This is a genomic window from Lysinibacillus sp. JK80, assembly GCF_027557635.1.
GTDB classification, from domain to species: Bacteria; Bacillota; Bacilli; order Bacillales_A; family Planococcaceae; genus Lysinibacillus; species Lysinibacillus capsici.
In genome coordinates, this window is the sequence record NZ_CP058997.1 from 1292365 (window position 1) to 1306459 (window position 14095).

At 38.9% G+C, this 14095-nt stretch carries 13 protein-coding genes and 1 riboswitch; of the genes, 2 read left to right on the forward strand and 11 right to left on the reverse strand.

Annotated elements, in window-relative coordinates:
- Positions 1-108: 108 nt before the first annotated feature.
- From HXV90_RS07005 to HXV90_RS07045, 9 genes are all read right to left on the reverse strand, one after another.
- The gene (locus tag HXV90_RS07005; RefSeq protein ID WP_269898701.1) at positions 109-1182 is read right to left on the reverse strand and encodes a hypothetical protein; all 1074 of its coding nucleotides are present in this window, start codon (positions 1180-1182) and stop codon (positions 109-111) included.
- A 714-nt stretch (positions 1183-1896) separates the two neighbouring features.
- Positions 1897-2607 carry an ankyrin repeat domain-containing protein gene (locus tag HXV90_RS07010; RefSeq protein ID WP_269898702.1) on the reverse strand — a complete coding sequence of 237 codons (711 nt, stop codon included), beginning with the start codon at positions 2605-2607 and terminating at the stop codon, positions 1897-1899.
- Positions 2608-2722: 115 nt separating this feature from the next.
- A complete protein-coding gene (locus HXV90_RS07015) occupies positions 2723-3409 on the reverse strand; it encodes a response regulator transcription factor (RefSeq protein WP_048390285.1) in 687 nt (228 codons plus the stop codon).
- Positions 3387-4865, reverse strand: coding sequence for a sensor histidine kinase (locus tag HXV90_RS07020; RefSeq protein ID WP_103117839.1), 1479 nt, complete (start codon positions 4863-4865; stop codon positions 3387-3389). Before HXV90_RS07020 ends, HXV90_RS07015 begins: the two co-directional genes overlap by 23 nt.
- Positions 4866-5044: 179 nt before the next feature.
- Complete coding sequence (locus HXV90_RS07025; protein WP_269898703.1) at positions 5045-6406, reverse strand: PepSY-associated TM helix domain-containing protein; 1362 nt, start codon at positions 6404-6406, stop codon at positions 5045-5047.
- A 177-nt stretch (positions 6407-6583) separates the two neighbouring features.
- Positions 6584-7603: a 2,3-butanediol dehydrogenase gene (locus HXV90_RS07030; protein ID WP_054550874.1), complete on the reverse strand. Its 1020-nt coding sequence runs from the start codon at positions 7601-7603 to the stop codon at positions 6584-6586.
- Positions 7604-7607: 4 nt separating this feature from the next.
- Positions 7608-8210, reverse strand: a complete 603-nt coding sequence (locus HXV90_RS07035) for a TetR/AcrR family transcriptional regulator (protein ID WP_269898704.1) — start codon at positions 8208-8210, stop codon at positions 7608-7610.
- Between the two features lie 125 nt (positions 8211-8335).
- Positions 8336-8503, reverse strand: coding sequence for a hypothetical protein (locus tag HXV90_RS07040; protein WP_167444835.1), 168 nt, complete (start codon positions 8501-8503; stop codon positions 8336-8338).
- A gap of 62 nt (positions 8504-8565) precedes the next feature.
- A complete protein-coding gene (locus tag HXV90_RS07045; RefSeq protein WP_255350108.1) occupies positions 8566-8688 on the reverse strand; it encodes a hypothetical protein in 123 nt (40 codons plus the stop codon).
- Positions 8689-8718: 30 nt separating this feature from the next.
- Positions 8719-8910, reverse strand: a riboswitch (cobalamin riboswitch).
- A gap of 301 nt (positions 8911-9211) precedes the next feature.
- On the opposite strand from HXV90_RS07045, the gene HXV90_RS07050 reads away from it, so the two are divergent.
- Together HXV90_RS07050 and HXV90_RS07055 are read left to right on the forward strand one after the other, a co-directional pair.
- Complete coding sequence (locus HXV90_RS07050; protein WP_048390278.1) at positions 9212-9577, forward strand: VOC family protein; 366 nt, start codon at positions 9212-9214, stop codon at positions 9575-9577.
- A gap of 241 nt (positions 9578-9818) precedes the next feature.
- A complete protein-coding gene (locus HXV90_RS07055; RefSeq protein ID WP_231595546.1) occupies positions 9819-10760 on the forward strand; it encodes a C40 family peptidase in 942 nt (313 codons plus the stop codon).
- 333 nt (positions 10761-11093) lie between these two features.
- Here the strand turns inward: HXV90_RS07055 and HXV90_RS07060 are convergent, their stop codons facing one another.
- Together HXV90_RS07060 and HXV90_RS07065 are read right to left on the reverse strand one after the other, a co-directional pair.
- Entirely contained in the window at positions 11094-12479 is a 1386-nt protein-coding gene (locus HXV90_RS07060; RefSeq protein WP_048390276.1) for a UDP-N-acetylmuramoyl-tripeptide--D-alanyl-D-alanine ligase, read from the reverse strand.
- Positions 12480-12621: 142 nt separating this feature from the next.
- Entirely contained in the window at positions 12622-14016 is a 1395-nt protein-coding gene (locus HXV90_RS07065) for a Mur ligase family protein (RefSeq protein WP_269898705.1), read from the reverse strand.
- Positions 14017-14095 lie beyond the last annotated feature (79 nt).

Sequence of the window (14095 nt, forward strand, 5' to 3'; positions counted from 1 at the left end):
CCACAGCTGTGACGAGATTTTTACAATGTTAGCATAAAATACGTTCCATTTATTTGGCTTCAAATGACATATTCATTATTTTATTAAGCAAAAGAACGTTTATTTTCCTTATAGAACTAAATCTGTTGCTATAGCCCAGTTGTTTAATGGGATTACGGTATAGCTGACATTTGCTTTCAACGTACCACCATTCGTTAGATCAAAAATGCCCACAGCACCTTTACGTGATGAATAACGATATTGTGCTTGCAATGTACTCCCATCACTGCCTTTTAACGCTACACTTCGGCCAGCAAGTAAATCAGATTGCGGATCGTTTCTTAATTGTAATTCAAAGGATTTTTCATCCATTGCTTTTGCTGTTTGCAGAGTGATTGGCGCGATTTCTTTCGCTACAAAGCTCCTTACATCTATTTCCGCCCATTGTGCATACACACGGTAAGTCACACCTGGTTTTAAAACCTTGCCAGCAGGGAGTCTAAATTGAGGAGCCTGTCTGCCATCAGCTGCTTGTGTAAATGGTACATAATTAGCAACAAACGCTTCTCCCTCACTTGTTCTCACCGTCACATAGCGATCACGTAAGGAAGAAATAACATCAAAGCGTTTGCCGCTAGCATCTCGATTATGACCATCTAAGCTAAATGCTAAATCTCCACGGCCTGCGCGATAGGCTTCAATAATATTAGCATAATCTACTACGCCATCCTCCTGAAAGGATTCCAATGTAAATGTATCATTTGTGACTTGCTCCACATTGCGTACATATACCTTTTCATCTGTGCCCTCAAAAACTTTATTGCGTTGCTCTTTATAGCTCAATGTATAGATAAAATCATCTTCTTGGAAAGTTGTTGGTACAATATATGTACTCTTAGAGCCTGTCATTAAGCGTGGCACATTGACAATCTCTAAATCTCCATTAAACGTAAAATGTTTTTTTATAGCATCTAAATGATTTAGGTCTACATCAGCTGCTGCTAATGGCTGATTAAATGTAATTTGTAGTGTCATTGTATTTAATGGCTTGATGTTTGTAATTTTAGCTACTTGCTCGTTTTCCGCTACTACTGCTTTATTGCTTGCCGCATCTGCATTTAATGGCTCGCCTATGGTTACTAGACCTGCTGATACTACGGATAAAGCCAATGCTGCTGGGACAATACGTTTTCTTAATTTCATTTGTTGAACTCTCCTTTATGGTGTAATTTGGTTTACAAAATTTATCATAAAGTCCATATCTAAACTGCTAATAAATAAACTATTAAAAAAGAATTAAAAAATAGGAAAAATAATTTAAGAACAAAAAACTGTAGAGAGCTGTCTCTACAGTTTGCATGTTGTTGAAAAAAGATGATGTCAACGCCAGAAAAAGCAACTTTGCAAGTCGAGGGGTTGATTTCCGTTACGCCAGCGTCCTTTCCAGGGGACGTCCGATGAGCCGCTTCACTCACTTACGTTCGCTCCAGGGTCTCCTCTGTGACGCTAAATCCCCTAGGAGTGACGCTGCCTCCACTCCAATCAACCATTCTGCAAAGTGTCTTTACTTTTTTATAGTAACAAATGGTCCATTAACTGTATTCTTAGAGGGGATAAGTTGTTATTTTCAATGTGGAGAAGTGATGCATGACAACACTTCATAAAGAGTAGTGAACACCTTCACTTTATTTGAAAACCTTTGCTAATAAGTTAGTGGGTTGAAGTGGAAGGCTGCTTGACTCCCGTGGGATAGCAAGACAGGCGAAACTCTAAACGGAGCGGTGGCGGAGGAAGCGATTCGGCACTCGCCCACAGGAAAGCAAGTAGCCTGCAACGGAAATCCATTTCTACCTTTCAATTGACTGTTTTGTTTTTCAACACTAAGAAAACTGTAGAGAGCCGTCTCTACAGTTTGGGTTACTTTGCGCCTGCTGCAAGTAGAATTTGTTCGATTTCTTTAAATCCTCGTTGTTTTGCATGTTGCAATGGTGTCACGTTATTTTGATCGGGAATATTTACATCAGCACCATGTTCAATTAGTCGTTGTATTACGGTTTGCTGTGTTGGATTGCCGTTATTTAAGACAATCGCCTCCATCAGGGCTGTCCAGCCTAAATGATTCACATGATTGACGTCAATATCGGTATTGCTCAATAGCTCCTCGATGACCTCCACATGACCATGCTCTGCTGCTGGTATGAGTGCTGTCCCCCCATATCGATTTAAAATAGTCGGATCAGCACCAGCTTGAATGGTCATCTTTAAAATAGCCAGATAGCCCTCCGCACCTGCATAGAGAAATGGCGTATTTTGCTGATTATCCTGAATATTAACATCTGCTCCTGCATCTATTAATAATTTAACTGCCTCTATATCCTGATTATAGGTAGCTATCATCAAAGCTGTTCGATTATTTGAATCTTGTACATTGATGTCCCCTTTTTGTTTCAAAGCATGTTGAAGCCCATCGATATCTCCCCTTTCAGCTGCCTTGAGCAACTCACTCGCCCATTCTGTTCCCACCACTTCACTCCCACCTTTATCATGCTGTATTGTTTCTGTATCAATTGAGGCACACCCTTGAAGTAAAAATGTTAATACAATGATAACTGCCTGCCTTTTTTTCAATTTTAATACACCGCCTTTCCTTCCTCAGTGTAAGCGGTAATGCTAAATTGCCCATTAACGAATTCTTAAAAAAGTCTAAAAAAACTACCTCGCCACAAGGACGAGGTAGTTTTACTTAAACATTGAAGCGATAGCCTGCACCCCATACTGTTTCCAAAAACTTGGGATGCGCTGGCTCTCGTTCAATTTTTTCACGTAGCTTTCGTATATGAACAGTGACAGTCGAAACGTCTGCAGCTGATTCATAGCCCCAGTTTCGCTCATATAGCTGTTCCTTACTTAATACTTGATTGGGGTGTCTAACAAAAAAGACAAGTAAATCAAATTCCTTCGTTGTAAAGGCAATCTCCTCACCATTAACAAACACCTTTCTAGCCGAAGTATCGATTGTAATACCATGAATGGACATCATATGATTTGTTTGTTGATGGGTCGCCAGACGCTCATATCTCGACAAATGGGCCTTGACCCTTGCCACTAATTCACTCGGACTAAATGGTTTTGTAATATAATCATCCGCCCCTAGTCCAAGACCACGAATTTTATCAATATCCTCCTTTTTAGCTGAAACAAATAAAATGGGAATATTGTGTACCGCTCGAATCTGTTTACAAATGTCAAAGCCACTTATCCCTGGTAGCATAATATCCAAAATGATTAAATCATAATTACCTTTAAGTGCCTGCTGTAGCCCATCCTCTCCATGATGTTGGATATCTACTGTAAAGCCATTAATCTCTAAATAATCTCGTTGAAGCTCAGCTATGCTCACTTCGTCTTCAATTAGCAGAATTTTTTTCATGATGATTCACCTTCTCCTCAGCCTTTTTCAATGAAATGAATATGCTCGTCCCCTTTGCTAATTCACTCTTTGCCCAAATATCGCCACCCATTTCAACAACGATTTGTTTGGCAATGGCTAACCCTAAGCCACTGCCTCCTGTTTGCGAATTACGTGAAGGCTCCGCACGGTAAAATCGATCAAAAATATAGGGCAATGCGACAGGATCAATGCCTGCACCATTATCTGTTACCTGAATAATCGCATCCTCTGCTCGCTCATGCAAGGAAATAATGATTTGCTTATATGGCTTATCCATATATTTTTCGCTATTACTTAAAAGGTTCGTCAGGACACGTCTTAATTTATCTCGGTCCACCATTGCCAAAAGCGGCGAGCCTGCTGATAGATATTGTAAATGAATATCTCGTGCAATAAAATCAAAGCTTGCATCCTCTACATAATCATGCATATATTGGTGGAGATTGATGCTTTCCAATTGGAAGGGAATCTTTTTTAAATCCAATTTAGAAAATAAGAATAGCTCATCAATTAATACATCCATATCCTTTGCCTTTGTATAGATAGTAGTTAAATATTTATCCATCTTTTCCTCTGTATTTGCCACACCATCTTTAATGCCCTCCACATAGCCGATAATGGAAGTCATCGGCGTTTTTAAATCATGGGAGATATTGGAGATGAGCTCCTTTCGATTTTCCTCATATTGAAGCTGAAGCTGGATGGATTCTTTTAATTTGACTCTCATTTCCTCGAATGACCGATTCAACTGACCAATTTCATCCTTCGAGTGGGTCGCAATTTCAAAATCCAAGTCGCCCGATTTAATTCGTTCTGCCCCTTCCTTTAATGCCGAAATCGGTTTAATAATACTTCTTGATACTAAATAATTTAAAAAACCAATAATCATCATAAACAGGACAAATAAAATACCTAAAAGAATCGGTAGCAGTTCCCTCGTTACCTCTGCATGGGAACTAACCTCTCTCAATACGAAAATACTGCCCTCTGTTTGATCTGGAAAATAAAAATCAAATTTAACATACGTATAAAAGGCTCGATTTATCATGATGGTGTCACGAGAATTAATATTGGTCTCTTCAAAGCTAGGTAAGCTTTGAAGCAATAATTGTTTATGCTCTTTCTGTGTTGAATACACGATTTGATGATCTTTTCGTACCACAATCTCTATCGAAGGCGCATTGATTTGTTCAAGCTGTTCGAGATCTAAAAGCTGCTGGGGACTTTTTTTAGCTAGTAATTTTAAATCTAGAAACGCATTTTCCTCTACTGTCGTCAAAGGCTTTTGGACATAAGATTTTTTATAAAAATGCTCAATCGCTTTGACATCACCTGTAATGGCAAAGGAAAAAAGAAAAACCGCTGCTAGTAATAGTGTGATGGCAATGATTATGACACCCACATAAGATAGCAAAAACCTTGTTTTTATTGACATCTACATACCCCCATAAGCTGAAACTACTAGCAATGTACCATACAAATCTTAAAACTTTATAAAATCATGCTGAAAAATCTATAAACATTTTTGCCGCTTCAGTATAGTATTGCGTTCCTATAAATGAAATAAACAAAAAAAGATACGGCACAAACCCGCTGTGCCGTATCATCTTTGCTTTATTTAGTTTCTTGTGCTCTTAGCTTCTTCTTTGTTTGCCAACCTAAAAGGATAAATTCAATTACTACCACAGCGATTAATGACGCACCAAATAGCGGCATCATAATCCCTAATATGACAAGGAAAATGATGAATGGCATGGATATTTTATGAGAAATTTGCGGTGGTGCAGACAGCTCCCCTTTTTTTCTCCGTAAAATCCAAGTGCGAATGCCCCACACGATTACGGCTAAGAAGGCTAGACAAACCACTAAGTTTAAAAGCTTATTCGGCCAGCCGAATAAATGCCCCTCATGTAATGGTATTCCCCATGTAAAGAATTTAGCTAATGGGCCATAATCGTCATAATTCACTTGATCGATAAACTTGCCACTATACTGATCAAAATACATTGTGGCTTCCGCTGTAGGTTTTACATCTAGCCCTGTTACACCAGAATTACTAGCCTTCGCCACTGTATAGACGCCCTCACCGTTTGACGGATAAATTATAGAGTAAGGCTTAGCAATGTTCATCGAATTGATTTCTTTTTCAAGCTGAGCAATCGTCATTTGGCTATCGTTCGTATAACGGACAGCTCCACCACCATGATGTTGAGCATGTTCTCCTTCTGATGTCGGTGCCTCTAATTGACGAGTCGCCCAAGGTATTTCAGAGACATCAGATGTTGGTGGCTTTTGTTGGAGTAATGGATACCCAAAAGTAGGATTTTCTGACGCTATATCTGCAAGCATGGAACCTTGAAAAGCTGACCATAATAGCCCAGTCGAAATGAACATCACCATTGGAATGGTAATGATTGTCCCAACAAGTGCATGCAATCTCTTACTTTTTTGCCTCTTATTCTCCGACTTGCCCTTCTTTAGGAGATTTCCTTTGAATGTCATATAAAGACCTGACAGTAATAAAAAGATCGTCCAACAAGCTGCTAGCTCTACTAAATAGTTTACAAAGGTACCACCAATAAAGAGGGAGCTATGCGTATTTCTCATAATATTTGAAAATGTATAATCGGCGTCCTGACTACCAACCATTTGATTGTGATCATCTAAAAATACGTACTTTTGTTTAGTGCCATTTGATAAAGTTAAACGCGTATTATATGGCTCCTCCAACATAATCACTTTCGTAGTAGAGTATCCTGCAAATGCCGCCTCCGCTTTTTCCACGGCATCATCAATTGTTAAGACCTCTTCCTTATGGCTCTCACCAAAGAAATAATCGTCATATAATCGATTTTCTACATCTGTAAAAAACAAATAACCAATCCCACTTAATGTGAGAGACAGCAATAAAGGCGTAATAAAAAGTGCTGCGAAAAAATGAAGTCGCCAAAACCTAGAATAAAGCAAATTTTTCATATTTAATCTCCAATCTCTCTATTTATAGCAGATTAATTATATAAGTAAAAAGTGAAATATGAATGAAGTCCTAAAGGCAGTTTTATGACAAACAAATGTATTCCAATTGGTATTATGTTATTAAGGTAGCCCAAAAAATCATAGCCAAACCTCAAGTTCGGCTATGATTTCAGAAAATTACATGCTCATATTCACAAGAATTTTACATTGGCTACGATCCTTTGTTAAAGCTTCAAAGCCTTTTTCTACGATATCCTCTATTGCAATCTGGCTTGTGATAACAGCTTGTCCATCAATTACACCACGAGCAAGTAATCGAATCACTTCAGGGAAAATATTCACATAGGCAAACGAGCCACTGATTTTTACCTCTGGAGAAACCACCGCATTAGGGTTAAATTCTACAGGTCTTTCCCAAACGCTGACGATTTTAAATTCGCCACCTGGATGAACAGCACTAACTCCGCTTGTAAATGTTGCTTGCACACCTGCTGCATCATACGCAACATCTACCCCACCAGTTGTTTTTTCACGTATAAACGCTACTGCATCCGTATCAATTGGATTAATGACATACGTTGCACCTAATTCAAGTGCTTTTTGGCGTCGTTCATCGGAAACCTCTACGACAAAAATTTCACTTGCTCCCGCAGCCTTCACAGCCTGCAAGACCAATAAACCAATAGGACCCGCACCAAAAATAGCAGCTGTATCGCCAAGCTTTAATTGACTTTGACGAACTGCGTGAACCGCGACTGCTGTAGGTTCAACAAGTGCGCCTAGCTCTAGGCTCATATTGTCAGGAAGAAGGTGAATATTTTCTTCTTGTACAACTGCATATTCTGCAAATCCGCCAGAAATTGTATAGCCATAAGATTGACCACGTTTACATAAGTTGGAATAGCCACGTCGACAATTATCACATTTACCACATGGAATTGGTGGCTCCACTGCCACACGATCTCCTACTTTTGTCTGTGTAACGCCTTTTGCAACCTCTACAACGACACCTGCAAATTCATGCCCTAATACGGGTTGTGTACGGAATGCATAAGCCCCACCAACATATTCATGTAAATCACTACCACAAATTCCTGCAAAGGCAACTTTTACTTTCACCATGCCTGGCTCTAGTGCTGGCAGTTGTGCCTCCTCTACTCGAATATCTTTTACACCGTAAAATTTTGCTGCTTTCATTCTATTACCTTCTTTTTAAGTTTGTTTGAAGACCATGTAACACGAAGTTCACTGCAAGCTCCGCAATCTGATCGGGTGTTGCTTGTAATGAAGAACGGTTTAAAAAGGGATTGTTCAACGAATACATTAACGTTCCCATAATAAAGTTCAGTGCAACATCAAGTGACTCGAAGTAAATGGTCTGTTGCTCCTGACAAGCCAATAAAATTGTCCGAAGTTGCTCCCAGGAAGGTAAAAACACATCCTTTAGCATCTCAAGCCTAGGACTATTCATGACTATTTCTTGCTGTAATATATCAATTAACTCATGCTCCTGGATTCGGTAAAGAACAAAGTTACGACAAAAGCTACGAAGCGCACCGATTGAATCTTGAACGTCATAATGAGCATTCATAAAGGTGTGGCGTAGCGGTTCAAATAATGCATTAAAGACATTTTCCTTGCCACCAAAATGATAGGAAACAAGTGCAAGTGACACATCTGCTTCTTCACAAATTTGTCTCACCGTGGTGCCATCAAAGCCCCTTGATGAAAACAAGGTTTTTGCCGCTTGTAAAATTTGATCCTTTACCTCTTTATTTTTTTCTTTTTGATCGATAGTTCTCACCTCTTTTTTTGAACAAACGTTCAAAACATTTGTTCAACGAAATTGTACGCCTACTATTATTAATTGTCAAAACATGCGCTTATTAAAAAATGGCTACTTCGTTTTTCGAAGTAGCCAAACATATTCTATCCTCTTAATTCTTTCAAAACATTTGCGTACGCTGCTAAAATAGATTGCTCATGTGAAGCATCATGCCCAACATATTGTTCGACAAGCTCCTTTAAGGGTTTAGGCTCTTGCATAATTTCAAATTTGAATAAGCTTTCATAGTACTCAACAACTTGTGGATTCATGTGGACCGCTCCTTTAATTTTTTCCATAAAAAAACATCTTTCCCTCATCAGAAAGATGTCTTTTATGACAAATACACGACATAATACGATGTTTGCCATATGGAAATAAGCTTTCTATTATTCATAGAAGCTACCTTGTTAGCAATCATCGTACTATGAGCATGCAGGAGAATTTCTCTAGTCACACTCAACACCCCCTATCCGCGTAGGTTTTTTGGCTGTACTAGATAAAGGCAGGTCTCCTGGCTTATGTTCATCACACCTTTCACCTTCCCATTACGACTCGTAACAGTGGCCTTTTGAAATGTGCTCCCATTTACAGTTGCGGGACAGCGTCGGATTCACACCGATCTTCCCTTTTAAACAAATTAAAAAATCTAATTTGTACCTCTATCCTATTATTCCGTTTTTATTATTATACCATAGTATTAAATCTTAACAGAATAGAAATGTTGGGCTTTTGAAGTTCTAAAGATTAGATTTAGAGCTCTATCCCTCTCTTTTGAGGTTTTATCCACTTAATTTGAAGCGCTATCCTCCACTTTTGAAGTTCTATCCACCAGTTTAAACTCTATCCTTCCATTTGATGATTTAGAATTCTATCCCCTACTTTTAAAGTTCTATCCACCAGTTCAAACTCTATCCTCCCATCCATTTCAAATATATAGAAATTACTCTATAATTAAGAAAAAAAGGGGACAGTCTGAGATGATAATGGGTTTACATCATGTGCAAATAACAATTCCGAAAGGTTGTGAGGAGCAAGGGAAGGATTTTTATTGTCATGTCTTAGGACTTCAAGAATTAGAGAAGCCTGATTCTCTTAAAGGACGTGGGGGATTTTGGTTACAGCTTGGTCAACAGGAGGTCCATGTAGGGACAGAGGATGGCTTCGATCGTTTGACCACAAAGGCGCATATTGCATATCAAGTAGCGGATATTCAGTATTGGCGGAAGAAACTCGCAGCTCATCAAATCAAGATACTCGATTCCGTGCCTATTCCTCATTACGAGCGTTTTGAATTCCGTGATCCCTTTGGTAATCGTGTAGAAATGATACAGAAAATCGTGTAGGCTGCCTCGTTTTGGGGCAGCTTTTTTCATGGAATTGTTCCATATTACATCTTACTGAAACATTTGTAATAAAACTGTAAATTCCCTTGATAAAGCCTTTTATAGCAAGTGTTGAAGCCCTCCCTTCAGTTACCCTGGTAACATTTACCGCCCAGAAGCCCTACTTTTTCATGCTACGATTATTTCCATGGCAAAGGTATACAGGAGAAATCCTACTAGATGCTTTAGGAGGTTACACAACATGAATAAACGATTTTTATCTACAACACTTGCATTAACAATTGGATTTAGTTCATTTGGAATGGTGCAAACAGCGATCCAGCCAATACAAGTAGAGGCTGCGACTACAAATGCTCAGAACAACGCACAGGCGGTAGCTGCAAAAGCAGACCAATTAATTCAGACTGGTAAAAGCTTAATGGGGCAAGCAACATACAGCAATTCGGTTTACAAGCCTACATACCCATACAAATTTTCTTGTGCTTCATTTTTAATGTACATCTTCGAGAAAAACGGGGTAGACCTTGGTACGTATAATGAAAATTATATGATTCAGCAAGGGACTTATGTAGCGAGAAACCAATTACAAAAAGGCGATTTAGTGTTCTTTAAAAGTAAAAAAACAGGAACTGACCCCGATCATGTCGGTATGTATATTGGCGACAATAAAATCATCCATATGGCTGATACCAAACAAAATATAGTTATCTCTGATTTAAATAGTAAGCCGTATTATAAAGAAAACTATGTATCGGCACGTAGAGTATTACCTACTCTGCTATCAGCCAATCCTGCAACAAAAGGCGATAAAATTGTTGAGAATGCGCTGACTTATAAAAATAAAGTATCGATTAGCTCGACAACAAATGAGTCAAGTCTACGCTTTACCGCTCCAGCATTTGTCGATTTCATCTACCGTAAAAGTGGCGTTAAACTCGGATCAACTTCTTTAAGCGGTTTAATGAGCAAAGGATCAACTGTAGCGCGTGCTAATTTGAAAAAGGGTGATTTAGTCTTCTTTAATAGTGTGAAAGGTTCAAAAAAACCTTCTCTTGTAGGGATTTATGCAGGCGATCACCGTATCATCATCCCTAATTCCGATGGTGTCATGACAAGAGTATTATTTGTTGATTATTATGCTCAACACTATATTACTGCGAAGCGCGTTATCTCTACTAAATAACTCTTCGCCCTGTTAAGTGCACTGACTTTTACAAGTACAGGTTTTACTTACTATGTCTTTAAGAAACATGGTATTGAGTTGAAGAATAAATTAGCAAACACAAGCTTTAGTTGGTAAACGTATTCAAAAATATCAGTTTCAAAAAGTAGATTTATTATTCATCTCTACCAATAGAAATCACACAAACGAGGATCTATTATAGGGAGTAATCAATATATTAATATGACTACGAACTGTTGTGAAACAAAGTTTAAGCATAACATGGGCAACAGCTCGGCGTGTTTTAAAATAAGTAAGAATTGGGTGTCTCATTCATTTTGAGACACCCTTTTTCTATGCGTTTTTTAGTTTATTGGCAAATTCGATCATGGATCTACTAGACATAGGTCCCTTAATTAAAACTATCGTGTCCGCATCAAGCTTTGGTTTCAATAATTCTAAAACGCCTGCTACCTCTTTAAACGTATGAACCTCTGCGCTGGTTCCATCCTTTTGCGCTTGATCGGCAATCTTCTCTGCCCTTTTGCCGATGGTAATCAATGTATCGATCTTTCTTACTGCTACCATGGAGCCGATTTCGCGATGATATTTTTCTTCAAAATTGCCTAATCGCTTTATATCCCCTAAAACAAGAATGACCTTTTTGTCTTTTCCCACCGTATCTAGCACTTTTAAGGCTGCCTCTACAGATGTTGGGTTATTTGTCCATGTATCATCAATAATCGTACTGTCACCAAGTCCTGTCGTAAATTCTAAATGTCTTGCCATCTGTTTAAATGTTCTTAGTCCTGCGATTGCCTGACGAATGGTCAGCCCCATTTCATGGCTAGCTGCAATCGCGGCTAAGGCATTATAGACCTGATGCTCTCCATAGCCTGGGACAAACACATTGTATGTTTCATCCGCTACCTCTAAAACAAACTTCATGCCCGTATTGGCAAACTCCACTTTCGAAGCCTTGTAATCTGCCGTATCCTGTAAGCCAAACTTGATAATCTTCCCTTTAAATCTTTTCAATGAGATTTTTTTAGTATTGGCATCATCAGCATTGATGATTAACGTGCCATCTTCTTTAATGCCTTCCACAATTTCTGCCTTAGCCTTAATATAGCCCTCCAAATTGAGACAGCCATCTAGATGATGCACACCAATGTTTGTAATGATCCCAATAGTTGGCTGATAGATCATACATTGATGTTTAATATTCCCCGTATTCCCTAAGCCTAATTCAAAGATAGCGGCTTGTGTTTTATCGTCAATGCCCGTTAAATAAGGTAATGATTGCCTTGGCTCGTTTTTACTACTGATGGATGCTTGCACTTGCCAATGCTTACTAGCAATATGTTTTAACATCTCTTTTGTCGTTGTTTTCCCACAAGTTCCTGTTAAAGCCACAACGGGAATTTCAAAGAGCCCACGATAATACTCGATAAATGTCCAATATGCCTGTGCAACACTTTTCACTTGTAAAACGGTTGTATTCTCCAGTGCATTTTTTAACTCTGTAGACGGTTTATCGGATATGATAAGAGACGGACCTTTCCGATCAATCTCTTGCCAGTTGATTTGATCGTTTCGACTAACAAACAGGAGCGAATGGCTCTTTGTTAAATCATGCCGATTATAGTAGATCGCCTGCTTAACAGACCATTGTTCAGATCCGTGAATGAGCTTTCCCTGTAGGACATTCCTAAGTTTCTGCACACTAATGGATTGCAAGTGTACTACGCCTCCTCTCTTTATCAATCTTGTAGATGACTTATTTCTTCTCTTGATCTAGCGTGCTGCTTTTTGATCAATTACTATACCTTATTAGAAAGCTCTTCTATGTGGCACAGTCAATATCCTATATGGAAAGAAGCTAATCAGCAGGTGGTGGAGGCTTTAGCTTTAGCTCCGTTGCTAGTTTAGAGACCTGTTTGCTATACATATCTCCCTTTATGAGAATGATGGTATTTTCATCCACAATCTTCTGCAATAACGGATAGACTAGCGTACTATTTTTAAATGTATAAACAGGCGCGCTAAATCCTAGCTTTACTGCATGATCAGCCATAATCCTTGCGTGTTCTCCAATGGTAATCAGGACATCCACGCCAATACGTTGAATTAATTCACCCGCCTGTTCGTGAATAATGTAGCCCCAAGAACCTAAATCGGTAATCGTACCAATAACCGCAATCTTTTTCTTTCCGTCACCTAATTCATTCAACACTTTTAAGGCAGCCTCTAAGGAAGTGGTTGTAATACTCCATGTATCATCCAATAACATGGAATGATTAATGCCCTCAAAGAGTTGCAGTTGTTTTTTTAATTGACGGAATGATTGAAGCTGTTGTGCTGCGACTGGAATAGGGATCCCCATATCATGGACCGCGGCAATGGCAGCAAGAGCATTATAAACCTGATGCTCTCCAAAACCTGGTACAAGTATGTCATAGCTTTTTCTATCATGATGCAGAATAAATTTCATCCCTTTTTGATAGTAGTGGATATGGCTTGCGCGAAAATCACAGGAGTCATGCTTTCCTACCCTAATCAAACGCCCACGAAATCTCGAAACATCTATTTTTTTCGTATTCATATCTTCAGCATTGATAATTAATGTACCTTTTGGATGAATGATATCTAGCATTTCTCCCTTTGCTTGAATATAGCCTTCTAATGTTTTGCAATAATTTAAATGATGGGCTCCGATATTCGTAATAATACCGATTGTCGGTTTGAAATATCTCCCTGCATTCGTAACGTCTCCAGGTGAGCCCACTGCTGTTTCAAAAACGGCAGCCTCGGTTTCATCCTCAATGCCCAGTAAATATTGCAAAGAAGCCGTTCTAGAATTGCTGCTCAATGTCGTCGCAGTCACTTTCCGATCAGCCGAAAGAATATGTTTAATCATCTCTTTTGTCGTTGTTTTGCCTGATGTACCTGTGATCGCGACAATTGGAATATGGAACTGGCTGCGATAAAAATGGACAAATTTCCAATAGGCCTCTTCTGCATTCGCTACCTGTATCATAATGACATGATTGGGAATGTCAGTTGGCCGATAAGCTCTATCGGTCACTAGCACTAGAGGAGAAAGTGGCTCAAGATTTTTCCAATTAACAATACGTTTACTTGTAAAAAGGGCCGTATTGGACTTTTTCACTTGCTTTAATCGATAAGCCCCATGCTGAATCAGTGTATCCTCTGACCCGTGCACTAGATAGCCTGCCGTAATCAATGCTAAATTTTTCACCGAAAGAGGCTTCATATCTTTTCTCCCTCCTTTCTTTTCTAGTATATGTAACCTTTTAAAAGTTGCTTGGATGTAGACAAGATACATAACTAGA

Excerpts from the sequence above, each read along its gene's own strand:
- HXV90_RS07005 (WP_269898701.1), bottom strand. The coding sequence starts at position 1,182 with ATGAAATTAAGAAAACGTATTGTCCCAGCAGCATTGGCTTTATCCGTA.
- HXV90_RS07025 (WP_269898703.1), bottom strand. The coding sequence starts at position 6,406 with ATGAAAAATTTGCTTTATTCTAGGTTTTGGCGACTTCATTTTTTCGCA.
- HXV90_RS07015 (WP_048390285.1), bottom strand. The coding sequence starts at position 3,409 with ATGAAAAAAATTCTGCTAATTGAAGACGAAGTGAGCATAGCTGAGCTT.
- HXV90_RS07065 (WP_269898705.1), bottom strand. The coding sequence starts at position 14,016 with ATGAAGCCTCTTTCGGTGAAAAATTTAGCATTGATTACGGCAGGCTAT.
- HXV90_RS07050 (WP_048390278.1), top strand. The coding sequence starts at position 9,212 with ATGATAATGGGTTTACATCATGTGCAAATAACAATTCCGAAAGGTTGT.
- HXV90_RS07040 (WP_167444835.1), bottom strand. The coding sequence starts at position 8,503 with ATGAATCCACAAGTTGTTGAGTACTATGAAAGCTTATTCAAATTTGAA.
- HXV90_RS07020 (WP_103117839.1), bottom strand. The coding sequence starts at position 4,865 with ATGTCAATAAAAACAAGGTTTTTGCTATCTTATGTGGGTGTCATAATC.
- HXV90_RS07055 (WP_231595546.1), top strand. The coding sequence starts at position 9,819 with ATGAATAAACGATTTTTATCTACAACACTTGCATTAACAATTGGATTT.
- HXV90_RS07030 (WP_054550874.1), bottom strand. The coding sequence starts at position 7,603 with ATGAAAGCAGCAAAATTTTACGGTGTAAAAGATATTCGAGTAGAGGAG.